This window comes from Saccharothrix xinjiangensis (assembly GCF_039527585.1).
Lineage (GTDB): Bacteria > Actinomycetota > Actinomycetes > Mycobacteriales > Pseudonocardiaceae > Actinosynnema > Actinosynnema xinjiangensis.
In genome coordinates, this window is the sequence record NZ_BAAAKE010000017.1 from 130,395 (window position 1) to 156,247 (window position 25,853).

Below are 25,853 nucleotides of genomic sequence, written 5' to 3' on the forward strand. Positions count from 1 at the left end.
TGATCGTGGTGTTCGGTGGGGAAGGATTGCCCACCGTGCGTCGGATGTTGACCTTGGCCGATCGGGAAGAGATCTCCCGAGGAGTAGCGGAGTTGTTGCAGTACAAGGAGATCGCTGCCCCGATTGGGCGTGATGCCTCGGCCGTGTCCCGTGAGGTGAATCGTCACGGTGGCAGGGACGGATACCGGGCGGTGGCCGCAGACGGGGCCGCGGGGACGGCCCGGTCGAGGCCGAAACCACTGGCGGTGGACCGGAACCCGGTTCTGCGCTCACGGGTGGTCGGGCTGCTACGTGCGGGCTGGTCACCGGCGTCGATCGCCGGCAGATTGGCACGCGACGAGCCGGTCCGGAACGCTGGGAAGGGGATTTGCTGATCGGAAAAGGCGACACAAGCGCGGTGGCCACACTGGTCGAGCGCACCAGCCGCTTCCTGGTCCTGGTCCCGCTGCGCGGACGCGACTCGCTCACCGTCACCGACGCGATCATCGCCGCGGCCGGCGACCTGCCTGACTCGATCAAACGCTCCCTGACCTGGGACTGCGGCTCCGAGATGGCCCTGCACCAGCAGGTGACCGCCACCGGGCTGCCGGTGTTCTTCGCCCACCCGCACTCACCCTGGGAACGCGGCAGCAACGAGAACCTCAACCGCATCGTGCGCGAGTTCCTGCCCAAGGGCGTCGACATCCCCTCCGACCCCCGCTACCTCGCCGCCATCGCCGCCATCGCCGCCGAGATCAACGACCGACCCCATAAGATCCACAACTGGAAAAAACCCGGCGAGGTATTCACCGAACTCCTCGAAGCAGATGCCTCCACCACCTGAACCTGCCCTCGGCTACGAGGAACAGCCTCACCAGCCATAGCCCCGAGCACCTGTCCACCGTCGCCGCAGCGCTGACCGAATGTCCACGCAAGGCGCTCGGCTGGGAAACTCCAGCCGAGCTTCTGTTTGCTTGCGTTACGGTATCGCCGGAACCCTGCTGTCGCTTCCAGTTCCGGCACATGTCACGGCATATGCCCGTCTACCATCACTTCCCGAGCCTCCTCCAGAGCATCTGCGGCGAACTGCCGCAACTGCCCATCATGTTCCGCCAATGTGGCGACCAGGAAATTCACCACTTCTTCCGACGAGTCCGCCAACTGCGGAATCAGGTGGCACACCTCCCGAAAGTAGTCGACATCTTTCCCGGTAGCCCTGTAAAGAATCTGAGGAAGGATTTCAAGAATCCGCCCTCGGCAATAGTCAGCGACATCCACCAGGGCTCCACCGACGCCCACCTTCAGCCCCGGACTCCTAGCGTTGAGCACTGATTCCAGCACCCCAACGGCTTCTGGACTTAGCACGGTCCCGGACTTCGCGTGCTCAACGATGACGTCGACACAGGCAGCTGCCGCACTGTACAGGTCCCCTTGGTTGGCGACCTCACAATACAGCACCTTACGAGCCCTGGCACGCTTTTTCGCATCATTTCCTACCAGCCAGTCAAGATACTCCGGAAGCTCCCCTCCTGGAACGCTTAGCGTGTCCAACGCCTGCCAGTTCCACTCTTGCGGAGAATTCACAGGCCATCACTTTCGAAAGTAGTCCCAGAAGCGAAAACATCACGGCCGAACTTCCCCTCACATCTTACGCATACGGCTTCCTTTCCCCGGGATAGCGGACGGACCGGTTCACTGTAGACGATGTCCTCCGGTCTGGCACCATCTTTGATCAGTGCTGCTCGACAAATGTCTTCGGCACAGAATCCCCTACCATCACCGGTCTTCTTCAAACCAACAGCCACGTTACCGGTAAGCCGGTCCACCGCAGCAGACGCCATCGAGTAATTGCGGATCTTAGACCGGCTCATGGTCGCGTGCATGTCATCAAGCTTGTCGTTCAAAGTCTGGGTCGCCAGGCTGAAGGCTTCCTCGCTACTGAGGTTGCCGGTGCCGCAGTTGTGAACCAGGACTTCCGCGCCGGCGACCGCTACGTAGTACGTGTGGACACCTTCGACGGTCAGGTCGTAGACCGGTTCGAGACGCGTGTAAGGCTCGACCTCGGCAACCTGCGGCGTGATGCCGTTGACCGCGGTGAGGCGTTGGCCGGGTTCGAGGTCGCCGATGTTGACGAAGCGGTCTACGGTGTCGACCCAGACGGGGTGCCAGGAAGTGGCGTCGACCGTGCCGGTGGCGCCGTTGTCGGCGCGCACGGTCAGGCGGGTCATGTCGCCTTCGTCGTCGTGGACGATGGTGGCGACGACCTCGCGATCGGTGGTTTCGCCCGTCTCCGGGTCGGTGGCCTTGACCTCGTCACCGATCTCCACCTCGGAGATCGGCTTGGCCGAGCCGTCGGCCATCAACACCAAGGTCCCGGCCACGAAGCTGTGACAACCACCGGCAGGCGCCGTCTTCCGGAAGCGGTCGACCACCGACCGCTGCACCCGGGCGGTGATGGCCGCGACCCGGTTCAGCACGCCCCGCGCGTTGTCGACGATCGACGACAGGTTCGCCACGGCCTTGACAGCCTTGTAGCCGGCTTCGAGGATCTTGCCGACCTTGGCCAACGGCACCAGGTTGGTCACCAACCCCGCGCAGCCCCAGATATCGCCCTTGGTGAAGCAGTCGACGATGTCGTTCCAGCCCGAGATGTCCCGGATGACCTCCCAGGCCACCTCCTTGACCACGTCCCACTTCGTCCTGTGCGCATCGGCCAACGCCTGCTGGTAGGCCTCCCAGGGGATGCCCTCCGCCGCTGCGGCGTTCTTCGTCTCCTGGTCGATGATGCTCGACTGCTGCTGGGCACTGCGCTGGAGCGCCTGGTAAGTCTTCTTCTCCTCCTCCCACATCGGCCCATGGATGCTGGTCTCCTTGGACTGGCACAGCACGCCGTCGGGGCCGCAGTTGTCGATGATCAGGCCGGTGGGGTCGCTGAAGGTGACCGGGCTGTTGTTGGCGTAGGCGTAGCCGTTGAGCTGCTGCGGGTCGTTGTTGTCCAACACCGGGTCCACGGAGAGGAACCGGCCCGAGGCGTTGTCGTACAGGCGTGCCCCGACCTGCGTCAGACCCGACTCGTCGTTGCGGCCACCGACGAAGCCCAGGTGGTCCGGCCACGACGGTGGGGCGGTGCCGCGCAAGGCGCCGTAGGGAGCCTGACGACGTTGGGTGTCGGTCAGGTTCGCGTCGGTGCCTACCGTGATCTGGTTGGTGCCCTGGTGATCCGGGACCAACCACTTCAAGCCCGACACGCTGTTGCGCACCGCCACCGTTTCGCCGCCGTGGGAGTACCAGCGGGTCCAGGTGGGGGTGGTGGTGCCGGTTTCCAGGCGGATCTCCTGGCCGAACACGTGCAGGGTGGTGGCCGAGGGTTCGCGGCTGATCAGTCGGGCGCCGTCGGCGTCGTAGACGTAGCTGGATTCCTTGCCGTCCGGGTTGACGATCTTCGACACCCGGCCCTCGGCGTCGTACTCCAGGACCTGTTCGTCACCGCCGATCTTGCGGGTTTTGGTGCGGCCGGTGGTGTCGTAGGTGAAGGTGTCCAGCGAGGTGCCGTTGGGGCCGGTTGTGGTGACCGAGGAAGCGGCGTGCGGTTGCGCCGTTCCTGCGGTCGGGTAGGTGGTGGTGCGGACGGTGTCACCGGCGGTGGCGTGTTGGGTTTCGGTGAGGCGGTTGCCGGTCTTGTCGAAGGTCCAGGAGTGCCAGTACGGGGCCGCGCCGCCCAGGGTGGCAGCCGACTTGGTGGTGGCGCAGTTGGCCGAGGACGGGGTCCAGGCGTCGGTCATGCGCCTGAGGTGGTCGTAGGCGAAGCACTGGATGTCGGCGGCGCGGTTCTCCGGGGTGTCGGCGATCTTGGTGATGTTGCCGGCCGGGTCGTAGGTGTAGGCGCGGTCGGCCAGCTCGCCGTCGGTGGTGGTCTGGCGTTCGGCCACGGCGCGTTCCGGGCGGCGGGTGCCGATTTCGTAGAAGTTGGTCACCGCGACGTTCTGCACGCCGGTCGCGCTGCTGCCGTACTGGAGGCGCAGGACCTCGCCGAAGCTGGAGTAGTTGGTCTCCGAGACGTAGATGTCCTGGCCGGTGGTCCGCTCCAGGGCGCCGTTGGTCGTGTTGTACGTCGAACCGACGTTCTCGGCGGGGACGATGACCCTGCCGCCCGAGCTGACGGCGGCGTAGCGGACGGCCTCCGGCTTGCCGGTGTAGGTGTAGGTCTGGCCGATGCCGTAGGTGGCCGCTTGCACGCCGGGTGAGACGGGGATGACGAACTTCTGCCCGGTGGGTCGCCCGGCTTCGTCGTAGCCGGTGACGTACTTGTGGTAGACGAGGTTGCCGTCGTAGCGCTTGGACGACTTGACCATGCCGATGCCGCCGGTGACGGTGTCGTACTCCCACGAGGCGAGCTTGGGGCCGGTGAGGGAGTTCTGGTGCTTGGCGGTCAGGCGGCCGAGTTTGTCGTAGGCGTTGGCGATGGTGCGGTTCTGCGAGTCGGTGGTGGTCAGCACCTGGCCGGCGGCGTCGTAGGTGGTGGTGCTGTGGCCGGTGTCGGGGTCGTCGGTGGCCACGACGCGGCCGCGCAGGTCGTAGGTGTAGCCCCACGTGTTGTTGGCCGGGTCGACCAGCGCGGTGAGCAGGCCGGCGGCGTTGTAGGTGTACCTGGTCGTGTCGTAGGTGCTGCCCAGGCCGTTGGTGTACTGCCGCTTCTCGGTCGTGCGGCCCTGGGCGTCGTTGATCACCGTGGTGGCGGTCCCGCCCGGCGGCGGGGTGGTGTGCACGCGGTCGCCCCCGTAGGAGGTGACGGTGCTCCACTGGTCGACGGCGAACTTGCGGTAGGTCGCCCTGACCGGCCGCTCCATGCCGTCGTACCGGGTGACGGTCTGGTTGGGGATGTCGACGTCGTAGGCGCCGGCCAGGGTTCCGCTCGCGGGGGCGGTGTTGTTCCAGTAGACGCCGTTGGTCCGGTAGGGCAGGCCTCGGGAGTCGTAGAAGACGTCGGTGATCTGCCGCCCGCCGTCGGGGCCGGGCGCCGGGGCCTGGGTCTGCCGCTGCCGCAGCATCCCGTCGTAGAGGGTGTAGGCGGCCAGGTACTGGTCGTTCTCCTGGAGCTGCTTGGACACCACCACGCTGGGTTTTTCAGTGTGGTAGTGGTATTCGAACACCGCGTCGGCCTTGGCGGTGCCCTTGTCGTGGCCGGGCAGCCAGGCGGCGGTCAGCCGGCCCAACGGGTCGTAGGACAGGTCGGCACGCCGGTTGTTCACGTCGACCGAGGCCACCGACACGCCCCACGCCGGGTTCAGGTACTCGGTGGTGACGTGGCCGAGCGGGTTGGTGCTGGTGATCTGCCTGACCGGACCGGTGGCCGGGGTGTAGCGGGTCATGGTCTTCTCGCCACGGGCGTCGTGGACGTCCTCCGGGCGGCCGTAGGAGTCGTAGGTCGCCTGGGACGCGGTCACCCACGTCGTGCCGGAGGCGTCCCACTTGTCGAGCACCTCGGCCTTGGTGATCAGGCCTTGCGTGGGCGGGGCGTTGAGCCCTTGGCCGTCGTAGTACGAGCGCGCGATCGACTGGATCGTGCTCGGCGACGTCAGGGTCGCGCAGGTGCCCGTGATGGTCTCGACCTGCGAGGCCGCGGTGAGGATCCAGGCGTTCTCGTTGCGGGCGAACCTGGTCCGGGTGCAGCTCTCGTCACCGGTGACCGCCAGGTCGCCGTGGTCCTCGGTGACGGCGGCGATGCCCTCGGCGGTGAACTGGTGCTTGTCGACCTTCGTCCGCCGCCACGTGTCGTCCTCCAGCCACGTGCGGCCGCGCACGGACGCGGTGCCGGTGACGAAGGCCTCCTCCCCCGCCGCGTCGGTCGCGGTCGGCGTGTCCGGCAGGTAGGGGTCGTTCACCGAGGCGCCCATGAGCTGGTTCGCGATGTACTGGCGCTTCTCCCGGACGAAGCCGCGCAACCGCTCGTCGTCCGGGATCTCCTCGCCCTCGCTGGTGGTGATCGGCTCCGCGTCGCGGGTGCCGGTCGGCAGTCCGTTAGGGTCGTCGCCCGGGTTCCAGCTCTTGTCGCCGCCCATGCCGCGCCCGTAGACGGTCTCGGTGATCGTCTGCGGTTCGCTCGGGTCGCCCTTGGTGGTCCGCACCACCTGGTAGCCGCGCCACTGCGACCAGGTGCGGCGCTTGGGCTCGGCGAACCGCGCCTCGTCGAAGTGCCAGGCCGCGTCACCGTCGTACTCGTACTTGGTCAGCACGCGTGGCGCGCCACCGGTCCGGGCGTCGTCCATGACGCTGACGACGACGTACTTGTGGAACCAGTGCAGCTGGGGCTCCAGCGCCCCTTCCGGCGCCCACCAGGACGGGTAGCAGCGCAGCGGGTTGGACTCCGGCGAGCTGGGCATCCGGGTGTGGGGCCGGCAGTCCTCCTCGCTGTACTCGATCTCGGTGTGGCCGCCCGCCTCCCCGGTGATCGAGGTCAGCCTGTGCCGGGTCAGCGGTGGCTGGTTGTCGCTGCTGGAGTCGACCCGGTTGGCCATCGACTTGTGCCCGAACACCGTCGGCGGCAGCTCGACGCTGCCCCCGACCAGACCGGTGCGGGTGACCTTCTCCAGGTTCATCGCCGGGGCCAGGCCGTCGCCGGTGGCCAGGAAGAGGTGGTCCAGCCGCCAGGAGTCCACGTCCTGGAAGCCGCCCGAACCGTTGTCGACGCTGGTGACGACCTTGGTCAACCGCTTGCGGGTGAAGAACGACGGGGTCAGCTTGTGCGTGCACTGCTCGCCGGCGTTGCAGACCTGGTCGAACGGCACGTCCGGCCACGCCGACGCGGTCGAGGCGTCGTAGTGGTCCGGGTGGCAGTCGGTGACCGGGCCGGGCAGGCACCGCTCGGCGGTCTGGAAGCCCACCTTCGCACCGGGGTGGCCGAAGACGTTGTCGTCGCGCAGCCCGTACTCGATGCGGTCCAGCCAGCCGCCGCGCACGTACTGCGTGCCCTTGGCCGCGTCGCCGTTGCGGCCGTAGTGGTTGAACTCGCGGTTGTAGTAGTAGGTGGTGACGTTGCCGCGCGGGTCGACCGAGTAGTCCAGGTTCCAGCGATAGGCCTGGTGGCACCACGAAGTGTCGAACGACCCCGGGACGTGGCAGTCCTCCCCACCGTGGTTGCCGTGCACCGGCAACGTCCACGTCGACTGCGTCTCCGGCTTGCCCTCGACCCAGCCCGGCAACCGGTTGAGCCCCAGGAAGTACTGCGTGCCGTCGGTGGTGGTGACCTTCCAGTGCTCACCGTTGTTGTCACCGTTGACCGCACCGGGCAGCTTTTCGATCCGCGCGCCGTCGTCGGACTCCGCGCGCCACTCGTTCGTGTCACCCTTGCGGATCATCCTGCCCGACACGCCGACCAGGCTGATCGTGGCGTTGTCGGCGTCCCAGCACTGGTCGCCGGTCTTGGTCTGCCCGTTGTTGCCACCCAGGTCCAGGCCGCACGGCTTGTACTGCCGCTCGATGAACCCCGCCGGCGACAGGTCCCACCCGTCACCCGCCCACGACGCCTGGTTGTTCGTCGAGGACGTGCGCCCGTCCAGGCTCTGCGCCGAATACCCCAGCGACACCGACGGCGCCGCGCCACCGACCGCCGGCGGCACCCGCATCGGGTAGCCGTAGGCGAAGTCACCCGACGCTCCGCCCGCGCTCCACGACCCGGCGGGCGCCAACGACGTCGCCGCGAACGAGCCCGCCGGACCGGACGCCGCCGCCACCGCCGCGAGCACCACGGGCTCGGCCGACTTCAGCGTCGCCTTGCCCGACAACGACCTGGTGGCGACGTCGTTCTCCGCGCCCTCCACCGGCGTGACGACCTGGCACTCCGCCTTCTCCGGCGTGCTCACCGCGCACCCCGGCAGGCTCACCAACCGCAGCCGGGAGGCGTAGTCACCGCCGAGGGAGGCGAACGACGAGTAGTCGAACGCCACCTCCAACGGCTTGTCCCGCGCACCACCGGCATCCGTCAGGCTGAACACCACCGCGCTCGACGACGGCTCGCGCACCTCCACGGCCACCTTGCCGGTCGCGGCCTGCCGGGCGGTCGCCTGACCGGACCGGTCCAAGCCCACCGCCACCGGCGTGCCCGCCGCGCGGATCGGGGTGCCCGCCGCACGCGCCGCCGCCTGCGCGGGCGTCCCGCCGGGACCGGCGAAGTCCACCTCGCCGCGTGCGGCGGCGGGGAACGACGCCGGTTCCGCGGCGGTGAAGGCGTCCTGGTCCCGCGGGTTGTGGATCGGCGTGTACAACAGGTCCCTGGTGGGGACCGACTTCTCCTTCTGGAGCTCGACGAACTGCCGCTCGGCCTCCTGTGCCAGGGCGACGGCCTGTCCCATCGACGTGGTCAGCACGAGCACGACGGCGAAGGAGACGACCTTCCTCGCGAGCTTGCGCGGCGCAACGATCACAGCGGTGCCTTCCATCGGGTCGTCGGCTCAGTGCAGGGTGGTGAAGTACTGCTGGATGACCTGTTCGGTGGTGAGCACGCCGGAGTGGACGCGGACGTCGTCGACGTCGCCCTTCCAGGCGTCCGAGTGCTGCCCGGTCCAGATGCCGCGCCCCACCCACAGCGGTCCCGAGCCGTGCCACCCCGTGACGCCCGCGCCGTCCGCGGTGCCCAGGAACGTGCCCTGCTCCTGGCCGTTGACGTAGAGGGTCATCCGCCCCTTCGGCGCGTCGTAGACCCCTACCAGGTGAACCCACCGGTTCGCCTGCGCGGCCCGGTCGGACAGGGCGAACCAGCCGTCACCGCCGGTCCCCTTGCTCATCAGGAAGCCCCACTTCCCGCTCTCCTTGCGGTACCCGAGCATGAACGGCGAGTGCTGCGCGTCGCCGAAACCCACGGCGGCGCGCGAGGCCGCGTCGAGGCCGGAGTGGCGCACCCAGGCCGAGACCGTGTACGACCGGTCCGTCCGCAGGTTCGCCGGGCTCGGCGCGGCCACCTGACCCGTCCACGAGGCGTCGAAGTTCAGCCACTTGTCCTCGCTGGTCATCACCCGGTCCGGGTCGTCCGGGTCCACCGGGGCGCCGGCCCAGGACACGCCACCGGACAGGGTCCCCGGCTGCCCCGAGACCTCGTTCACCGTCGTGGTCCCGGCCTGCTCGTCCAACGCGAAGCGGGCCCGCGGCACCGCCGTGTTCGCCTCGTCCGCCGCCTGCTCCGCGCTCAGCTCCCGGTCCCACGCGCGGACCCGGTCCAGCGCGCCGGCGAAGTGGTCGAGCCGATCGCCCCGCCACTTGGTCGCGCCGACCACCAGACCACCGGCGGACTCCCACGACGTGCCCGTGGTGGCGCCCTGGAGCTTGCCGTCGACGTAGAGCGCCGTCCGCCCGGTGTCCGGCTCGAAGGTGCCGAGCAGGTGGGTCCACACCCCCAGCCGCGGCGGCGCGGAGGAGAACACCCGCGCGGAGGTGTAGCCGTCGGTGTCGGAATCAGTGACCGCGAACGACCAGCGGTCCACGTCGTCGGCGTACTGGAGGAAGAACGGGGTGACCCGGTTGCCGTCCTGGCTCAGCGCGGTGAAGAACCCGTTGTCGCGGTCCAGGCGCGCCCACACCGACACCGAGTACGCCCGGGACGTGTCCAGCACCGCCGACGCCGAGGCCGCGTAGCCGCTGGTCCCGTTCAGCGCCAGGGCGTTGCCCTCGTAACCCGGGGCGAACGACGCGGCTCCGGCCAGGCTCAGCGGGCGGTTGCCCGCGCTGTCGGCAGCGGCCGTTCCCGACGTCTCGTCCAGCGACCACGAGGCCTTGGGGCCGGCAGGCTCGGCGGCGCGGAACGCGTAGACCGCGTTGGTGGCCGAGCGGTTGCCCGCCTTGTCGAACGCGCTGACGTACAACACGTTCGTGCCCACCTGCCTCGGCGTGATCGGCACCGTCACCGTGCCGTCCGCCGAGCCCACGTCGACCATGTGCGTGGTGGCCGTGTCGTTGTTGAGCGACCAGCCGTAGCGGCGGACGTCCATGCCACCGTTCAGACCGGTGTTGCCGTTGACCCGGAACGTGAACGCGCCGGTGCGACCCACGCTGCCGTGCACGCCCGTGGCCGGGTAGTCCGCAGAGGACACGGCGGGGGTATTGGGCGCCCTGGTGTCCACCTCGAACTCGCAGTTCTGCGACCAGCTGCTCAGCTGGTAGTCGCCGCTCCACAGGTGCCAGGTGTGCACGCCGTCCGTCGTGATCCAGCCCTGGGGCACCGTCACCTGGGCGAACGACCCCGAGGGGATGTTGCCGACGTGGATGTCCTGCCCGTTCCACGTGTGGCTGTCCACCGTGCCGCGCATGACCCGGAACCCCGCGTCCAGGCTGGCGTGGTCGGGGTCCTTGAGCATCGCGCGCAACCTCGGCGTCCGGGTGAACAGCGCGGGCCGGTCCGCGCCGACGACGCACGGCAGCGCGTCCGCCCCGTGCGGACCCCAGCCCTCCATGCCCAGGTGGCTCGGCGCGTCCGGGTAGCTGTTGTAAACGACCTCCAGGTACGGGTTGATGTCGAAGCGCCGCCACCCGTCGAGGCTGTTCTCCACCGCCGACTTGAGCACCAGCGTGGTCTCACCCCACCTGTTGGCCGCCGCCGCGCGCACCGCGACGACGGCGTCGAAGTCCGCTCCGCCGTCACCGGGGCAGTTCTGCGCGTTGTTGGACCGGTTGTTGCTCGACAGCAGGCCCGGCGCCCAGCCGGGCTGGTTGCCCCACGTGGTGCCCGCGTCCACCCAGTTGGCCAGGTACAGCTCCGTCGCCGGCGCGGTCGGCGAGCACGAGTAGGAGTTGATCACCCGCGTGTGCAGCGCCGCGCGGTGGATGAACCTGCCCGCCAACGAAGCCGTGTGCATCCGCAGGTAGGTGCGCGAGACACCGTTCGACGGGGCGTTCAACATCGACGCCGTCGCGTACCCGGCCTTCAGGTCGGCCAGGTCGCCGCCGGTGGCGTCGAAGTTCTTCGCGGCCGGCCACGGCGACTGCACCACCACGTGGTGCACCTTGCCGCAGTCCGGGCAGCGGTACTCCGGGTCCAGCACCACCGGGTACGTCGTGGCCGGGTCGTCCAGGAACGCGCGGTCCGGCGTGATCACCACCGCCTCCGACGTGACCTCCACCCCCATCCCGGCCTGCCGGTCACCCGGCTCCACCGTGGCGACCCCACCCGCCCTCGCCGAGGAGTCCCACATCCGCGACGCGGCGCCGACGAACACCGGCTCACCGGCCGAGTCCTCCGCGACCAGGTCGCCGTCCGGCCGGGGCCCGACCTCCAGCGCGACGCCCTCGGCGTGCGTGCCGAACGCGATCCGCTCCAGCGCCGGGTTGTCCGCCGCCTCCGGGGTCTTGACCACCAGCAGCTCGCTGAACCCCTTCAGGTGCGCCTCCAGCCGCAGGTCCACCCCCGGCAACGCCTCCGGGTAGGTCAGCACGGGCCCGGCCGCCACCGGCACCGGCAGGTCCACGTCCCACTTGAGGCCGAGCTCCCGACCGCCTCGCACGATCCTCGCCAACGGCTGCCCCGCCGACCCGGGACCGCCGCCCGAGAACACCACGTCCACGGCCGACGCCTTGGGCCCGTACGTGCCGTCCGGCCTGCGCTCCAACGTCAGGTCGACCGGCACCCACCCGTCACCGCGCCGCACCCGCACCGGCTGCACGTGCTGGATGAGCGTCATCGTGCCGTCCGGGTTGGCCCGCACCTCATCGGTCTCCGTGGTCGCCGACTCCACCACCACCGGCTCGCCACCAACCTCGGCGTACCGGGCCGCCGTCGCCACGTCCGGAGCCGAAGCCGGCACCACGGCAGGCACGTCCTGCGCGACCGCCACCACCGGCGGCGCCACCCCTGCCACGACCACCGCGACGAGCACCGCGACGAAAGCGCGCAGGGTCGAACCCCGCGCAGGAACGCGCGACAACATCAGCTGATCCCCCCGTGCCGCGCCCCACCGCGCGGCTAGCCCCCGAGTCCCCCGACCCGAAGAAGGATCTTGCGGCTTCGAGCCGCCCGGCGCAGCGACCAATTGGGTGAATCATCCTCATGAACGCCGGGCCGCTCCGGTCGGCGAGGGGGCCCCGCGACGACCGCGGCGGTCCGACCCGACGTGCCGACCGAGGTCGGCAGCCCCCTAATAGTTCGCCCGCCACGCTCTTCAGGGGGGAACCATGAGAACCGTCGCCGCGCTTTGCGCTGCCCTGCTCACGATCACGACCGGCTGCTCGACGGCGGCATCACAAGCCGCGCCGCCATCGAGCACCGCGCCGACCACCACCACGACCACCACCAGCAGCGCCCCGAAGACGCCCGACCCGGCGCTCATCGAGCCCCGCCTCCTCAAGGCGCACATCCCGGACGACTTGTTCGCGTCCCTGGGTTACACCCCCAGGAAGGCCTCCGAGCAGATGACCGGCTCGGTCGTGATGTGCCCGGAACGGCTGCCGACCGATGCCGCCAGGTCCGCGACCAAGCTCTACAGCAGCTGGGTCAACAGGGCCGCGTTCTCCCAGATCTACCAGTTCCGCTTCTCCTACCACACGTTCGCCGCCGCGGCCGAGACCGTGCAGCACGCCCGCAAGGTCCTCGACTGCGAACCGTTCATGTTCGATGAGGAGGGTCCCTACACCCCGGAGAAGGAGCTCACCCTCCCGCCGTTGGGGGCCGACGCCCAGTTCGCCGCTTGCTACACCTACGAGCTGATGCGGATCTGCCAGCTGGTCGTGAGCAAGGACGACCTCCTCTCCAGCATCTTCTTCTACGGACCGCAGACCGCCGACGCCGCGGGCACCCTCCAGAAGGTCGGGCAGGCCGCCGTACCGCTGATGACCGGCTGACCGACGTCCCGCGGGCAACCGCCGGGTGACGGGGTCAGGTGACGGTGAGGACGTCGATCACGAAGACCAGCGTCTCGTTCGGCCGGATGCCCGCGTGGCCGTTCGGGTAGCCCTTGTCCGGCGGGACGACGAGCAGGCGCCGGCCTCCCTCCCGGGCGCCGATCAGGCCCTCGTTCCACCCGGCGATGACCGGGGCGTTGCCGACGTTCGCCAGTTCGAAGGGCAGTTGTTCGCCCAATGAACTCTCGACCAGGGTTCGGTCGGACCACGTCATGAGCGCGTAGTGGACGGTGGTGGTGGCGCCGGCCCGGATCTCCGGACCGGCGCCGACCGCCAGGTCCCGGACCACGAGTTCGGCCGGCGGCGCGCAGCCGGTGGGCAGGGTGATCGTCGGCTCCGCGGTGGTGTCGTCGCCGACCTGGACGTCCTCGATCGCGCAGTGGTCCGGCGGGGTCGTCCCGCCGGTCGTGGAACCGACCGGCGTGGACGACACCCCCTTGCCGGCGTCCGGCGATCCGGTCGGCAGGTTGAGGAGCGTGACGACCAGCGCGAGCAACGCGACGCCGCCGGCCGCGCTCCACGCGAGGACCCTGCGGCCGGGGCGCGCGGGTGTGGTCGGGAGGTCCGTGCCGGGCGTGGCCGCAGCGACGGGAGGAGTACCGGCAACGATGGGAGGGGTGTCCGCGGCGGCGGGAGGGACCGTGGTGTCGACGGCGGGGGAAGTGCCGGTGATCCTGCGCAGGGCCGTGACGAAGCGGGCGCCGGGCATCGAGCCGTCGCGGACGTCCTCGTACTGGAGGTTGCCCAGGCGGAAGAAGACAGTCCCGGCCAGGAGCAGGGGCAGGGGCAGCACCGGTTTGCCGCGGTCCTGCGCCCTGGTGATCTCCAGGTCGACCCAGTCGGAGGCCTCCGACTCCGGGCTCATCAGGACCACCAGCGCCGCGCACTCATCGATCCTGGTGTGGATGACGCGTTCCCAGCGGTCGCCGGTGATCAGCTCGTCGTCGATCCAGGTGTCGATGCCGTGCTCCACCCGCAGGTGCCCGGCCAGTCGCCGCGCGTAGGGCTGCTGCCTGCGGCTGTAGCTGATGAAGACGTGCGCCAACGTACCGTGGTCTCCCCTCGGCCCGCGGATCCGTCACGAGTCCTGTCCGCGATCACGCCGATCCTCCCAGCCCCCTCCCCGGCCCGTCTCCGAGGTCCGGGGAGGGCGCCGGGGCTCAGGACCTGCCGGCCAGGGCCGCCGGCAGGTCCGGGTAGAGGTCGAGCACCTGGTCCAGCCGGGCGGCGCGCAGGGCGCGCAGGGGGCTGCGCGCCGGGGCGACCACGCGCAGCGGGGTGGCCCGGTCCTCACCCAGTCGGTGGTGCTCCACCAGCAGCGCCATGCCGATCGAGGCGAAGAAGCCCACGTCGGTCAGGTCGACCACCACGGGGACGGCGCTCGCCTCGGCGAAGGCCGCGACCACCCCCTCTCGGAGCAGCGACACGTTCGTGCCGTCCACCTCGCCGTGCGCGCGCACGACCACCGCGTCGTCCCTGTGCTCGCGCTCCACCCGCAGCTGCTGGTCGCGGGGTTCCCTGTCGGTCACCGCTTCGCCTCCCTCACGGACCGCGCCGGGGTCGCCGAACGGTCCTCGCCCGGGTGGTCTTCCCCACACCGGCGCCTCTCATGCGCCGGCCCGCGGTCCACCCGGCCCTGTGCGACCCTGGAAGTCGGACGATTTTACGGGGAGTGCGGCGAACGTGGTGATCTTCGGCTTGCGGACCAAGGTCTTCGTCCTGGCGGTGCTGACGCTGGTGTGCCCCCGGTGCGGCAACCCGGCGGCGCACCCGCTGCACCGGGCGGTCACGAAGTTCTCGCTGTTCTTCGTGCCCCTGTTCCCGGTCAGGACCAGGTACACGACGCAGTGCACCTTCTGCGGCTTCACCAACCGACTGGCCAAGGACCAGGCCGACCACCTGCTCCGGCAGGCGAGCGGGCAGCCGCCCCTGACCTGACCGGGTCAGCCCGGCCGGGCCCACAGCAGGTGGCTGACCACCGGTTCCCCGGCGGCCAGGGCGCGGGCGGCCCGCTCCACCTCCACCTCCACGGCGGTGCCGCGCTCCAGGTGCTGGCGCAGGTGCTCGTGCCAGGTGGCGACGGTGAAGGTCTCCAGGAACAGCTCGGGGTCCTCGGAGTCGCGGAACAGGCCCCACAGGGTCGCGCCGGTGCGCCTGCGGGACCGCTCGACCTTGCGCATGGCCTCGGCGAACCCGGCCGCCCGCTCCTCGGGCACGCGCCACCGGACGGTCACCAGCACCGGGCCCGCGTCGGTGTCGGCCACCTCGGGCGGCGCGTCCCACAGGCTCGCGGGCGAGGTGTCCAGCTCGCGGTCGGTCAGCGGCAGCAGCCGGGCCGCGACGAGGGCGACGAGCACCATCGCGACGGCCGGGACGAGCAGCGCGGTCCGCACGCCCAGGGCCGAGGCGACCCCGCCCCAGACCACCGCGCCGAACGCCTGGCCGCCCATGAACACCAGCTGGTAGTAGGCCAGGGCGCGGGCCCTGGTCCACGCCGGGAGCAGCACCTGGGCCGTGGCGTTGAGGGTGGACAGCACGGCGATCCACGCCGCGCCGGTGAGGAGCATGGCGGGGACCGCCACCGCGGTGGACGCGGTGAGCCCGGCCGCGGCGGTGGCCGCCGCGTACGCGCACGTCGCGAGGGTGACCAGCAGGTTCTTCCCGATTCGCCGCAACAGCCCGGGCACCACGAACGCCCCGCCGATCGCACCGGCCCCGACGCAGCCGAGCAGCGTGCCGTAGCCGCCGGCGTCGAGCCCCAGCGGGCCCCGGGCGAGCGCGGGCAGCAGCGCCCACAGCCCGCTGCCGAACACGACGAACAGCACGCACCGCGCCAGCACCCGGGCGAACAGGGGCGAGCTGCGGACGTACCGGGCGCCGGTCCGGACGGCGGTGCCCACGTGCTCGGCGCCCAGCGGGCGGTGGTCGGACGGCCGCCGCCACCGCCACAGCACCAGCAGCACGCCCAGGAATGACACGGCGTTGAACGCGAACGTCGCCTCGGGCCCGACCGCCGCGATGAGCACGCCGCCCAGCGCGGGCCCGACCGCGCGGCCGACGTTCATGTTCACCCCGTTGAGCAGCGCCGCCTGCGGGATCTCCTCGCGCGGCACCAGCTCGGGCTGGATCGCCTGGAACGACGGCATGGTCAGCGCCTGCCCCACGCCCATGAGGGCGATCAGCGCCAGCAGGGTCACCGGTGTGGCCGTGCCGCTGCCGGTCAGCACCACCAGCGCCGCCGCGCCGACCAGCATCAGGCCCTGGCCCGCGATCAGCACCCGGCGCCGGTCGAGGATGTCGCCGATCGCGCCCGCGGGCACGACCAGCAGGAACACCGGCAGGGTGGTGGCCGCCTGCACGAGGGCGACCTGGAACTCGCTGCCGCCGAGGTCGCCCATGAACCACTGCGCGCCGACGGTCTGCGCCCACGTGCCGATGTTGGACGCGAACTGGGCCAGCCACACCGCGCGGTAGGTGGCGCGGCGCAGCGGGGACCACGCGGGCGGGGCCGTCACCCGCCCGTTCCCTCCCGGTTCGCCCGCGTCACCACCAGCAGGTACCTCGGCGCGGCCCCACCAAACGCGCCGGCCTCACCACCTCCGGAGCAGGCGCGGGAGGCGGCGGCGGCGCACGGGCAGCCGCCCGGCGACGGCGTCCTCGATGAGCGTGCCCACGGTCTCCCGGGAGCACGCCCTGTTCGCGCCGATGCCGCCGCTGGGGCCGCGCTTGGCCCAGCCGACGACGTAAGCGCCGGTCAGGCCCTCGACCCGGCCACCGGTGTGCGGGATGGTGCCGGCGACCTCGTCGAACGGGAGGCCGGGCAGCGGCGTGCCGCGGTAGCCGACGGCCCGCACGACCCGGCCCGCGGTGATCTCCGCGTCGCCGCCGGGGCCGGTGACGCGCAGGCCGCGCACCTCGGTGTCGCCGACGACCTCGACGGGCGCGGAGTGGAAGCGGAGCACGATGCGCCGCCGGTCGGCCGGTGGCGGCGCGGACCAGTCCACGGCCTCCCGCGCGACGCCCCGGAGCAGGCCCGCCTTGGCGCCGGGCGCGGCGTCCTCGATAGCCCGGGTGGTGCGCTCGTCCCGCGCGTCGACCACCACGTCCAGGTCGTCGCGCCCCAGCAGGGCCAGCAGCTCGGACCGGGTGTACGCGGCGTCGTCCGGGCCCCGGCGCGCGAGGAGCACCACCTCGCGGACCTTGCCCGACCGGAGCCGGGCCAGGGCGTGCGACGCGATGGACGTGCCCACCAGGGCAGCCGGGTCGGTGGTGAGGACGCGCGCGACGTCCAGCGCCACGTTGCCGGTGCCGACCACGACGACGCGTTCGGCGGACAGGTCGACGGCGTCCGCGGGCACGTCCGGGTGCCCGTTGTACCAGGCCACGACGGTGGTCGCGGCGAGGCTGCCGGGCAGGTCCTCGCCGGGGACGCCCAGCCGGCGCGCGTCGGACATGCCGACTGCGTAGACCACCGCGTCGTGCCGCGCGGCCAGCTCCGCGGCGGTGACGTCGCGACCGACCTCGACGCCCAGCCGCAGGCGCAGCCGGGGGTGGGTGTGGAAGCGGGCGAACGACTCGCCGATCTTCTTGGTGGACGGGTGGTCGGGCGCGACGCCGTAGCGGATCAGGCCACCGGCGACGGTCAGCCGGTCGATCAGGGTGACCCTGGCGTTGGTGTGCAGCAGCAGGTCCTCGACGGCGTACATGCCGGCGGGGCCGGTGCCGACGACCGCGACGTCCAGCGGCGCGAAGTCGGCCGGGATGGTGCGGCTGAACACCGGCGGGCCCCAGGCGTGGAAGTTCGGCGCGGGGTCCGCCGCCTCCGCGATCGGGTCGCGGTCCGCGTAGTGGTCGGCGTTGATCTTCGCGTAGACCTGGAGCGGCGCGGACAGGGCGTCCACCGGGAAGATCGCGTCGACCGGGCACGCGTCCGCGCACGCGCCGCAGTCGATGCACGTGCGCGGGTCCACGTAGAGCATCTCCGTGGTGCCGAAGTCCGGCTCGTCCGGCGTCGGGTGGATGCAGTTGACCGGGCAGACCGCGATGCAGGACGCGTCGTTGCAGCAGGTCTGCGTGATCGCGAAGGCCATGGCGTCAGATCAGGTTCGCGCGCTGGTACAGCCGGGTCGCGGCCTTGGTCAGCAGGCCGCACGAGTCGAGGAACTCCATCAGGCCCGCGCAGCTGGAGCGCAGCATGGACCTGTGGTGCTCGTTGGCGCGGGCCTCGCGGATGGCGCGCTCGGGGTCGAGGCCGGCGTTGGCGTAGACCTGGTCGCTGACCATGCTGCTGACGATGGCGTAGGACGCGCCGGCGACGACGATCGCGTTGAACTGCCGGCGCAGCCACCCCGCGCCCTTGAGCCGCTCCCGGGTCTCCTCCCGGGCGAACTTCATGTGCCGGGACTCCTCGACCACGTGGATGTTGTTGATGGTGCGCACGAAGGGCACCACCCGCTCGTCGCGCATCCAGTCGCGCTGCATGACGTCGAGGACCTCCTCGGCGACCAGGATCGCCGCGTAGGCCGCCTCGCCGACCGCGAGGGTCTTGAACGCGCGGCCCAGCTCGACCACCACGCGGCGCGGCCGGTACGCGGGTGCGCGCAGCTTCGCCGCGCCGCGGGCGAACATGATCGAGTGCCGGCACTCGTCGGCGATCTCGGTCAGCGCCCACTGGAACGCGGGGTCGGTCGGGTCCTTGGCGTAGAAGTCCCGCAACACCATCTGCTGGAGGATCATCTCGAACCAGATCCCGGTGCTCGCCACCGACGCCGCCTCCTGGCGGGTCAGCTCGCGCTGCTGCTCGGGGGTCATCTCGTCCCAGTACGCCGTCCCGTAGAGGGTGCTCCACTCCGGGCTGGCGCCGTGGTAGCCCGTGTCGAGCGGGGTCTCCCAGTCGACCTCCTGGACGGGGTCGTAGGACAGCGCTTCGGACGAGTCCAGCAACCGGCGCGCGACGGCCTGGCGGTCGGACGCGCCCGCGTGGTCATGGGTGTCGACGCTGGTCATGGGGGCTCCCTGATGACATATAGCTGTTACCCGGAGTTACTGATACCAACGGTAACAGACACTTACCCGGTTCCGCGAGAGCCGAAACCGTTGGCCGGGCGGATCGCTCCCCCGCTACGGTCGCGCCGTGCACCACGAGCACCCACTGGCCTACCTGATCGGCATCGAGGGCATCGCCCTGCTCCGGGCGTTCACCGGGCGGCACGACCGCGACTTCACCGCGGCTCGGCTGGCCGAGGTGCGCCGACTGCTCGACGACGAGTCCCTGGCGCACGCCGGGGTGGACGTCGACCCGGTGGGCCCGGTCGAGGGGTACCGGGTGTGGTCGCGGACCTACGACCAGCCGGGCAACGGCGCGTTCGCGCTCGACGAGCCCGTGGTCGGCGAACTCCTCGACGCGCTGCCGGCGGGCGACGCGCTGGACGCCGCGTGCGGCACCGGCCGGTACGCGCGGATGCTCGCGGACCGGGGTCACCGGGTCGTCGGCGTGGACAGCTCGCCGGACATGCTCGCGCGGGCCCGCACGCGCGTGCCGGAGGGCCGGTTCATGCTCGGCGACCTGGGCCGGCTGCCGGTGGGCGACGCGGCGGTGGACCTGGTCACCTGCGGCCTGGCGCTGACGCACGTGCCGGCGCTGGGACCGGTGTTCGCCGAGTTCGCCCGGGTCCTGCGGCCCGGTGGCCGGCTGGTGGTCGCCGACGTGCACCCCGAGTCGGTGGGGCGCGGCTCGATCCCGTCGCACCGGGGCCCGGACGGGCGGGCGCGGCGGGTGGCCTCCTACCAGCACCTGGTCGGCGACTACCTGCGCGCCGCCCTGCCCGCGGGGTTGCAGGTGCGGCGCTGCGAGGAGCCGCTGCTGCCGGTGCGGGGCGAGGGGGCGGCCGCCGCCGAGGAGCCGGGGCCGTGGGAGTTGTGGCCGTGGAGCCTGGCGGGGCTGGTGCCGGACGCGGCGCGGGCCGCCGGGGACGGGGTGCCCGCGCTGCTGGTCTGGCAGTTCGAGCGCTGACCGGTCAACGGGGGCCGGTCGGCGGGGATGGGTCGGCCGGTGGGGAACCGGTCGGCGACCGCCCGGTCAGCGGTGATCCGGTCAGCGGTGATCCGGCAGGCGGTAGACGGACACGTGGGAGCGCGACTCGGCGGTGAACTCGGCGCCGCTCCAGTCCGCGTGCCTGCTCTCCAGCCCGAACCCCGCCAACTGGGCCATCAGGTCCAGTTCGGCGGGCCACGCGTAGCGGTGCGGGCTGCGGAACAGCCGGGTCCGCCCGCTCTCGTCGAACCGGAAGTGGTGCGAGACGGCGTGCTGGCGCAGGACGTCGTAGACGTCCAGGCCGATGTAGCCGGGCTCGACGTGCCACACCGACGCCCGCTGACCCGGCGGGAGCTTGCGCAGCTCCGGCACCCACAGCTCGACCGAGAACCGGCCGCCCGGTTCGAGGTGGCGGGCGGCGTTGCGGAAGCACGCGACCTGCTCGGCCTGGGTGAGCAGGTTGGAGATCGTGTTGTAGACCAGGTAGACCAGCGAGTAGGAGCCCGGTGCGACGGCGCTCGCCATGTCGCCGACGACCACCGGGATCTCCGACTCGTCCGCCTTCTCCCGCAGCCGGTCGAGCATCGGGGTCGACAGCTCGATGCCGGTGACGGGCACCCCGCGCCCGGCGAGCGGGACGGCCACGCGACCGGTCCCGATGGCGAACTCCAGCGCCCGACCGCCACCCGCCAGCTCGGCGAGGCGGTCGACGGTCGGGGTCAGGACCTCGGGCGCGAACATCCCGGTGCCCGGCGTGTCGTAGCCGCGTGCGGTGTCGACGTCCCAGATGTCCTCTTGGCGCATGGGCTCAACGATCCCCACGGGATCGCCGGGTGTCCAACGATTTGAGGGCCGCCGGCGCAAGGGCCACCGGTGCGGCCGGTCCCGGGGCCGGCCGCACCGCGCCGGGTTCAGGCCGACGGCGCGCGGAAGTAGTGGCCCTCGTCGAGGTCGTCGACCAGGCCGGGGCCGGTCGGCCGCCACCCCAGCCGCTCTCGGGTGAGCGCGCTCGACGCCGGGCCGTCGACCCGGAGGAAGTCCGCCAGCCAGCCGAAGTGCTCCCCCGCGCCCTCGGCGGGGACGGCGGCCACGGGCAGGTCGAGGTGGCGGCCGATCACCTCGGCGACGGCGCGGAGCGGCACGCCCTCGTCGGCGGCCGCGTGCAGCACCGATCCCGCCTCGGCCCGCTCCAGCGCCAGGCGGAACAGGTGCGCGGCGTCGAGCCGGTGCACGGCGGGCCAGCGGTGGGCGCCGTCGCCGAGGTGGCCGGAAACGCCCTTGGCGCGGGCGATGCCGACGAGGGCGGCGATGAAGCCGTTGTCGCCGTCGCCGTGCACGGTCGGGGCCAGGCGCACGACGGACGCGCGGACGCCGCGCGACGCGAGGTCGAGCGTCGCCCGCGCGGTGGCCAACCGCCCCTGGAGCGTGCCGTCCGGGTACTCGGCGGGGTCGAGCCCGTCCTCCTCGGTCGCCACCCGCCCCGTGGTGACGCCGAGCAGCCCGGAGGCGATGACGAGCGGCCGGTCGGAGCCCGCCAGCGCCTCGCCCAGCACCTCGATGACGCGGCGATCCGCGGCGACCGCGCCCCGGTAGTCGCCGGCGAACGCGATGTCGTGCTTGAACGCCAGGTGGAGCACGCCGTCCGACTCGGCGGCCGCGGCGGCCAGGTCGTCGAAGTCGTCGAGGGTGCCGCGGCGCACCTCCGCCCCGGCCTCGACGAGGGCGGCGGCCGAGGCGTCGGAGCGCGCCAGCCCGGTGACCCGGTGACCCGCGCCGATGAGCTCGGGGACGACGGCGGAGCCGATCCAGCCGGACGCGCCGGTGACGAAAACGCGCACGAGAACCTCCTGGTGACCCCGTCCCCGGCGATCGGGGAACGGGTTATGTCAGTGACTGACATCAACGTAGCAGCGATGTCAGTCACTGTCATCAACTATGCTCCCGACATGGGTCGATGGGAGCCGAACGCGCACGGCCGGCTCGAACGGGCCGCGCTGGAGCTGTACTGCGAGCGCGGCTTCGAGCAGACCACCGTGGCGGAGATCGCCAAGCGGGCCGGGCTCACCGAGCGGACGTTCTTCCGGCACTTCGCCGACAAGCGCGAGGTCCTGTTCGCCGGCTCGGGCGAGCTGCACGCCCTCCTCGAACGCACCGTCGCCGCCGCGCCGGGCGACGTGACGCCGATCGAGGCGGTGTCCGCCGCACTGGAGGCCGCCGGCGCCACCCTGGGGGATCGCCGCGAGCGCTCGCGGCGGCGCCAGGCCGTCATCGACGCGAACCCCGAGCTGCGGGAGCGCGAGCTGATCAAGCTCGCGTCCCTCGCCTCGACGATCGCCTGCGCGCTGCGCGCACGCGGAGTCCCGCGGCCGACCGCCACCCTGGCCGCGGAGGCGGGGATCGCCGTGTTCAAGGTCGCGTTCGAGCGCTGGCTCACCGAGGTCGACCGGGACGACCTGCCGCGGCTCGTCCGGGAGTCCTTCGACGAGCTGAGAGCCGTGGCCACGGGCAGGTGACGTGGCGGCGACGGCCGCGGACTACCGTGCCGGTCGTGGACGACTGGTTGGCCGACACCCGCACCTCCTACGACGCCGTCGTGGCCGGCTACGCCGACCTGGTGCGCGGCTCCGTGGCCGGGCACCGGTACCTCCGCGCGGCCCTGGCGCTGTTCGCCGACGGCGTCCGGGACGCGGGCGGCGGACCGGTGGTCGACATCGGCTGCGGACCCGGGCACATCACCGCCCACCTGCGCGCGCTCGGCCTCGACGCCTTCGGCGTCGACCTGTCCCCCGGCATGGTCGACCGGGCCCGGCGCGACCACCCCGGACTGCGGTTCGAGGTGGGTTCCATGACCGACCTGGACCTGCCCGACGCCTCGGTGGCGGGTGTGCTCGCCTGGCAGTCGCTGATCCACGTCCCCGACGAGCGGGTGGCGGGCGTGCTCGGGCACTTCCACCGGGTCCTGCGCCCCGGCGGCCCGCTGCAACTGCTGTTCCACGTCGGGGACGGGACGCGGTTGAAGACCAGCGGTTACGGCGGCCACCCGATGAAGGTCCACGTCCACCGCCGGCCGCCCGACCGGGTGGCCGGATGGCTGCGCGACGCCGGGTTCGAGGTCGAGGCCCAACTGCTGCTCGACCCGGGCGGGGAAGCGCCGCAGGCGTTCCTCTGCGCGCGCCGGGAATCCTGAGCCGCGCACGGGGGTGGGCTCGCCGCGCCGGCGGTGTTCGGCGTCGGCCCGCGCCGGTGCTGTTCGGCCTCGGCCCGCACCGGCGCGGTGGCCCCGTCAGCCGGCGCGGTCCTCGTACGCCGCCCGGCTGGCCTCGATCTGCGGCACGTGCTCGATGGCCCACCCGGCCAGGGCGAGCGCGGGCGGGATGAGGCTCTTGCCCTCGGGGGTCAACGCGTACTCGACCCTCGGCGGCACCTCGGCGTGCACGGTCCGGGCCACCAGGCCGTCGCGCTCCAGGTTGCGCAGGGTCAGCGTCAGCATCCGCTGGGAGATGCCCGGGACCTGCTCGTGCAGGTCGCCGAAGCGGAGCGTGCCCTGGTCGAGGGTCGCCACGACCAGCAGCGTCCACTTGTTGCAGATCCGGTCGAGGATCGCCCGGAGCGTGCGACCGCCATCGCCCCGGATCATGCAGGTGTGCTCCTGCTGCGGCATGACAACTCCCTGTGCGTAAGGCACACGCGTGTGCCTTTTGTAAGCCCTTCAACAGTGACGCATCATGAGCCTCCTCAATTCCGGTGGCCATCCCGGCCACCGGTGCCGAAGGGGACCTCGTGGACATCGCCTACTGGATCGTCGCCGCGTTGCTGGCGCTCTTCTACCTCTACGCCGGCGGCAAGAAGGTCGTCCAGGGCAAGGAAGAACTCCGCCCGATGATGGGCTGGGTCGACCGGGTGCCCATGCCGCTGGTGCGGACCATCGGGGTGCTGGAGGTGCTCGGCGCCGTCGGCCTGCTCCTGCCGCCGCTGACCGGGATCGCGCCCGTGCTCGCCATCGCCGCGGCGGTCGGGCTCGCGCTGGTCCAGGTCGGCGGCGTCGTCGTCCACCTGTCCCGCGGCGAGGTCGGGCAGATCTGGCTCAACGCCGTCCTGCTGGTGACCGCCGCGGTCACCGCGTGGTTGGCCACCACCTGGACGTGAATCAGCGCGGTGAGGCCACCGGCAGGCTCAGCGCGACCGCGGCGGCCACCTCGCAGAACGCCTTCACGTGCGGCCGGTGGTCGCTCTCGCGGCGGGCGATGACGGCTTCGCTCAGGCCCGACTCCGGCAGGTCCAGGAACCGCAGGGGCGCGTCCGGCACCGGGGGGCGGCTCCGCGCGATCTCCGAGCACATCGCGACCACGCCGGGGTTGTGCACGAGGGTCTGCGCTATCTCCGGCACCGTCCACGCCTCGGTGACGTACTGCGCGGGCGGCGCGCCGTTGCGGAAGTCGTTGAGCAGCCAGTGGTCCCCCACCTCCGGCGGGGTCCGCGCGGGGCGGGCGGACAGGATCGGCAGGGGCAGGACGTCCGCCAGCGAGGCCGTTCGGGCGTCGGCCAGCGGGTGCGCCTCGTGCACGACCACCACCCGGCGTTCCCGGTACAGCGCGTGCCACGCGTGCCGCGCGGGGTCCAGCGGCAGCCGGGTGAACGCCACGTCCACCTCGTCCCGCGACAGCGCGGTGTAGGCGCGGGCGACCGGCAGTTCCGCGCGGAAGTGCAGGCGCACGTCCGGGAACGCCTCGGCGAAGGCGCTCAGCACGGACTGGGTCATCGCGCCCGCCGCCGCGTAGATCATGCCCACGCGCAGGTCCCCGGTCGCGCCCCGGGCGGACTCCCTCGCGGCGCGGACGCCGTCGGTGACGATCGTGATCGCCCGACCGGCCGGCTCGACCAGCACGTGCCCGGCCGGGGTCAGCCGGGGCCCGCCCGGCAGCCGGTCGAACAACGGGTGCCCGACGAGGCGCTCCAGGGCGCGGATCTGCTGGCTGAGCGTGGGTTGGCTGACGTGCAGCCGGACGGCGGCCCGGGTGAAGCTCTTCTCCTCCACGACCGCCAGGAAGTAGCGCAGGTGACGGAGCTCGACCATGGTCATCCCCCCTGCGGGTGCGGCCCGGTACCGAACGGTAGTGGGAGGGGGCCGGGGATGGTCACGGCCTATCGGGTCATTGTCACTGCGTCTTGGACAGCGGGATCGGGCGCGCCCGACACTGGGACGCACCTGCACTCCCCCTCCCCGGAGCTGCCCCCTGCCATTCCGGAGCCGCCCCGGCCGATCCCGGTGAAGGGAACCCCATGGAAGACCTGACCTGGCGACAACGCCTCGGCGCCCTGCTCGCGGTGCTGGCGACGGTGGTCCTGGCGTCCACGGCGTCGACGGCGGTGGCCGCCATCCCCCATTCGTCCACCGGCGCCATAACCGGTTGCTACACCAGTGCCGGCGCGCTGCGCGTGGTGGACGCGCAGGCCGGCAACGCCTGTGCCGCAACGGAAACCCGGGTCGAGTGGAACGGCACGGTGATCACCGCCACCCGGTGGAGCACGGGCGCGATCTCGCAGCTGCCGCGCGCCGGCGGCGTCAGCCGCCTCGTCGCCTCGCAGCCGTACGCCAAGGTGCTGGCCGCCGGGGCGTGGGTCGTCACGGCCGACGTCCTGATCGCGAACAGCCTGGACCCGCCCACCTCGTTCCGGTGCTACGCGCAGCAGTGGAGCAACCAGGCCGTCCTCGGCGGGCAGCTCCAGGACTGGGGTGGCGCGGGCGGCTGGCACCGGACGCTGACGATCAGCGCCACGGTCACCCTGACCGCGCCCGACTACGTCGACATCTACTGCCTGCACGACCAGAACCTGCCGACCGGCGGGGTGCTCCAGGCCGAGAGCGTGGACGTGATCGCGCAGCGGGTCATCGCCGTGAACTGACCGGCGAGGGGCCCGGCGGTGTGCAGGGCGCCGGCCGGGTCCCGGCCGGCGGGCTCCG

20 protein-coding genes and 1 pseudogene are annotated in these 25,853 nt (G+C 71.7%); 8 read left to right on the forward strand and 13 right to left on the reverse strand.

Annotated elements, in window-relative coordinates; translation table 11 throughout:
• Positions 1-44 precede the first annotated feature (44 nt).
• Positions 45-823: pseudogene (locus ABD223_RS43655) on the forward strand (IS30 family transposase).
• Positions 824-1,005: 182 nt separating this feature from the next.
• Here ABD223_RS43655 and ABD223_RS28360 read toward each other — a convergent pair.
• The 4 genes from ABD223_RS28360 to ABD223_RS28375 all read right to left on the reverse strand — a co-directional run bounded on the left by ABD223_RS28360 (position 1,006) and on the right by ABD223_RS28375 (position 12,287).
• A complete protein-coding gene (locus ABD223_RS28360; RefSeq protein WP_344039628.1) occupies positions 1,006-1,563 on the reverse strand; it encodes a hypothetical protein in 558 nt (185 codons plus the stop codon).
• Positions 1,560-8,399 carry an RHS repeat-associated core domain-containing protein gene (locus ABD223_RS28365; RefSeq protein ID WP_344039629.1) on the reverse strand — a complete coding sequence of 2,280 codons (6,840 nt, stop codon included), beginning with the start codon at positions 8,397-8,399 and terminating at the stop codon, positions 1,560-1,562. Before ABD223_RS28365 ends, ABD223_RS28360 begins: the two co-directional genes overlap by 4 nt.
• A gap of 27 nt (positions 8,400-8,426) precedes the next feature.
• Positions 8,427-11,888: a LamG-like jellyroll fold domain-containing protein gene (locus tag ABD223_RS28370; RefSeq protein WP_344039630.1), complete on the reverse strand. Its 3,462-nt coding sequence runs from the start codon at positions 11,886-11,888 to the stop codon at positions 8,427-8,429.
• Between the two features lie 231 nt (positions 11,889-12,119).
• Positions 12,120-12,287, reverse strand: a complete 168-nt coding sequence (locus tag ABD223_RS28375; RefSeq protein ID WP_344039631.1) for a hypothetical protein — start codon at positions 12,285-12,287, stop codon at positions 12,120-12,122.
• Positions 12,288-12,324: 37 nt separating this feature from the next.
• Between ABD223_RS28375 and ABD223_RS28380 the strand changes: the two genes are divergently transcribed.
• A complete protein-coding gene (locus tag ABD223_RS28380) occupies positions 12,325-12,798 on the forward strand; it encodes a hypothetical protein (RefSeq protein ID WP_344039632.1) in 474 nt (157 codons plus the stop codon).
• 34 nt (positions 12,799-12,832) lie between these two features.
• Here the strand turns inward: ABD223_RS28380 and ABD223_RS28385 are convergent, their stop codons facing one another.
• Together ABD223_RS28385 and ABD223_RS28390 are read right to left on the reverse strand one after the other, a co-directional pair.
• Positions 12,833-13,903: a TIR domain-containing protein gene (locus tag ABD223_RS28385; RefSeq protein WP_344039633.1), complete on the reverse strand. Its 1,071-nt coding sequence runs from the start codon at positions 13,901-13,903 to the stop codon at positions 12,833-12,835.
• Between the two features lie 115 nt (positions 13,904-14,018).
• On the reverse strand, positions 14,019-14,387 hold the full coding sequence (locus ABD223_RS28390; protein ID WP_344039634.1) for an STAS domain-containing protein: 369 nt from the start codon (positions 14,385-14,387) through the stop codon (positions 14,019-14,021).
• 154 nt (positions 14,388-14,541) lie between these two features.
• Between ABD223_RS28390 and ABD223_RS28395 the strand changes: the two genes are divergently transcribed.
• A complete protein-coding gene (locus tag ABD223_RS28395; RefSeq protein ID WP_344039635.1) occupies positions 14,542-14,796 on the forward strand; it encodes a zinc-ribbon domain-containing protein in 255 nt (84 codons plus the stop codon).
• 5 nt (positions 14,797-14,801) lie between these two features.
• On the opposite strand, the gene ABD223_RS28400 is transcribed toward ABD223_RS28395, so the two are convergent.
• The 3 genes from ABD223_RS28400 to ABD223_RS28410 all read right to left on the reverse strand — a co-directional run bounded on the left by ABD223_RS28400 (position 14,802) and on the right by ABD223_RS28410 (position 18,864).
• Positions 14,802-16,373 carry an MFS transporter gene (locus ABD223_RS28400; RefSeq protein ID WP_344039636.1) on the reverse strand — a complete coding sequence of 524 codons (1,572 nt, stop codon included), beginning with the start codon at positions 16,371-16,373 and terminating at the stop codon, positions 14,802-14,804.
• A gap of 75 nt (positions 16,374-16,448) precedes the next feature.
• Positions 16,449-17,948 carry an FAD-dependent oxidoreductase gene (locus ABD223_RS28405; RefSeq protein ID WP_344039637.1) on the reverse strand — a complete coding sequence of 500 codons (1,500 nt, stop codon included), beginning with the start codon at positions 17,946-17,948 and terminating at the stop codon, positions 16,449-16,451.
• A gap of 4 nt (positions 17,949-17,952) precedes the next feature.
• On the reverse strand, positions 17,953-18,864 hold the full coding sequence (locus tag ABD223_RS28410; protein ID WP_344039638.1) for an AurF N-oxygenase family protein: 912 nt from the start codon (positions 18,862-18,864) through the stop codon (positions 17,953-17,955).
• A 127-nt stretch (positions 18,865-18,991) separates the two neighbouring features.
• Here ABD223_RS28410 and ABD223_RS28415 point away from each other — a divergent pair, with 127 nt between their 5' ends.
• Positions 18,992-19,870, forward strand: coding sequence for a class I SAM-dependent methyltransferase (locus tag ABD223_RS28415; protein WP_344039639.1), 879 nt, complete (start codon positions 18,992-18,994; stop codon positions 19,868-19,870).
• 81 nt (positions 19,871-19,951) lie between these two features.
• Here the strand turns inward: ABD223_RS28415 and ABD223_RS28420 are convergent, their stop codons facing one another.
• Positions 19,952-20,695 (reverse strand): class I SAM-dependent methyltransferase, encoded by a 744-nt coding sequence (locus ABD223_RS28420; RefSeq protein ID WP_344039640.1) that lies wholly within the window; start codon positions 20,693-20,695, stop codon positions 19,952-19,954.
• Between the two features lie 107 nt (positions 20,696-20,802).
• Positions 20,803-21,729 (reverse strand): SDR family oxidoreductase, encoded by a 927-nt coding sequence (locus ABD223_RS28425; protein ID WP_344039641.1) that lies wholly within the window; start codon positions 21,727-21,729, stop codon positions 20,803-20,805.
• 108 nt (positions 21,730-21,837) lie between these two features.
• Between ABD223_RS28425 and ABD223_RS28430 the strand changes: the two genes are divergently transcribed.
• A complete protein-coding gene (locus tag ABD223_RS28430; RefSeq protein ID WP_344039642.1) occupies positions 21,838-22,404 on the forward strand; it encodes a TetR family transcriptional regulator in 567 nt (188 codons plus the stop codon).
• Positions 22,405-22,430: 26 nt separating this feature from the next.
• Positions 22,431-23,078, forward strand: coding sequence for a class I SAM-dependent DNA methyltransferase (locus ABD223_RS28435; RefSeq protein ID WP_344039643.1), 648 nt, complete (start codon positions 22,431-22,433; stop codon positions 23,076-23,078).
• Between the two features lie 96 nt (positions 23,079-23,174).
• On the opposite strand, the gene ABD223_RS28440 is transcribed toward ABD223_RS28435, so the two are convergent.
• Positions 23,175-23,552 carry a winged helix-turn-helix transcriptional regulator gene (locus tag ABD223_RS28440; RefSeq protein ID WP_344039644.1) on the reverse strand — a complete coding sequence of 126 codons (378 nt, stop codon included), beginning with the start codon at positions 23,550-23,552 and terminating at the stop codon, positions 23,175-23,177.
• Between the two features lie 119 nt (positions 23,553-23,671).
• Between ABD223_RS28440 and ABD223_RS28445 the strand changes: the two genes are divergently transcribed.
• The gene (locus tag ABD223_RS28445; RefSeq protein ID WP_344039645.1) at positions 23,672-24,037 is read left to right on the forward strand and encodes a DoxX family protein; all 366 of its coding nucleotides are present in this window, start codon (positions 23,672-23,674) and stop codon (positions 24,035-24,037) included.
• 1 nt (position 24,038) lies between these two features.
• On the opposite strand, the gene ABD223_RS28450 is transcribed toward ABD223_RS28445, so the two are convergent.
• Positions 24,039-24,965, reverse strand: coding sequence for a LysR family transcriptional regulator (locus ABD223_RS28450; RefSeq protein WP_344039646.1), 927 nt, complete (start codon positions 24,963-24,965; stop codon positions 24,039-24,041).
• Between the two features lie 206 nt (positions 24,966-25,171).
• Between ABD223_RS28450 and ABD223_RS28455 the strand changes: the two genes are divergently transcribed.
• On the forward strand, positions 25,172-25,795 hold the full coding sequence (locus tag ABD223_RS28455) for a hypothetical protein (protein WP_344039647.1): 624 nt from the start codon (positions 25,172-25,174) through the stop codon (positions 25,793-25,795).
• Positions 25,796-25,853 lie beyond the last annotated feature (58 nt).

Coding starts and splice junctions, on each gene's coding strand:
- ABD223_RS28370 (WP_344039630.1), bottom strand. CDS start 11,888: ATGTTGTCGCGCGTTCCTGCGCGGGGTTCGACCCTGCGCGCTTTCGTC.
- ABD223_RS28420 (WP_344039640.1), bottom strand. CDS start 20,695: ATGCGCCAAGAGGACATCTGGGACGTCGACACCGCACGCGGCTACGAC.
- ABD223_RS28440 (WP_344039644.1), bottom strand. CDS start 23,552: ATGCCGCAGCAGGAGCACACCTGCATGATCCGGGGCGATGGCGGTCGC.
- ABD223_RS28375 (WP_344039631.1), bottom strand. CDS start 12,287: ATGAGCGCCGGGTCGGGCGTCTTCGGGGCGCTGCTGGTGGTGGTCGTG.
- ABD223_RS28405 (WP_344039637.1), bottom strand. CDS start 17,948: ATGGCCTTCGCGATCACGCAGACCTGCTGCAACGACGCGTCCTGCATC.
- ABD223_RS28410 (WP_344039638.1), bottom strand. CDS start 18,864: ATGACCAGCGTCGACACCCATGACCACGCGGGCGCGTCCGACCGCCAG.
- ABD223_RS28430 (WP_344039642.1), top strand. CDS start 21,838: ATGGGTCGATGGGAGCCGAACGCGCACGGCCGGCTCGAACGGGCCGCG.
- ABD223_RS28455 (WP_344039647.1), top strand. CDS start 25,172: ATGGAAGACCTGACCTGGCGACAACGCCTCGGCGCCCTGCTCGCGGTG.
- ABD223_RS28450 (WP_344039646.1), bottom strand. CDS start 24,965: ATGGTCGAGCTCCGTCACCTGCGCTACTTCCTGGCGGTCGTGGAGGAG.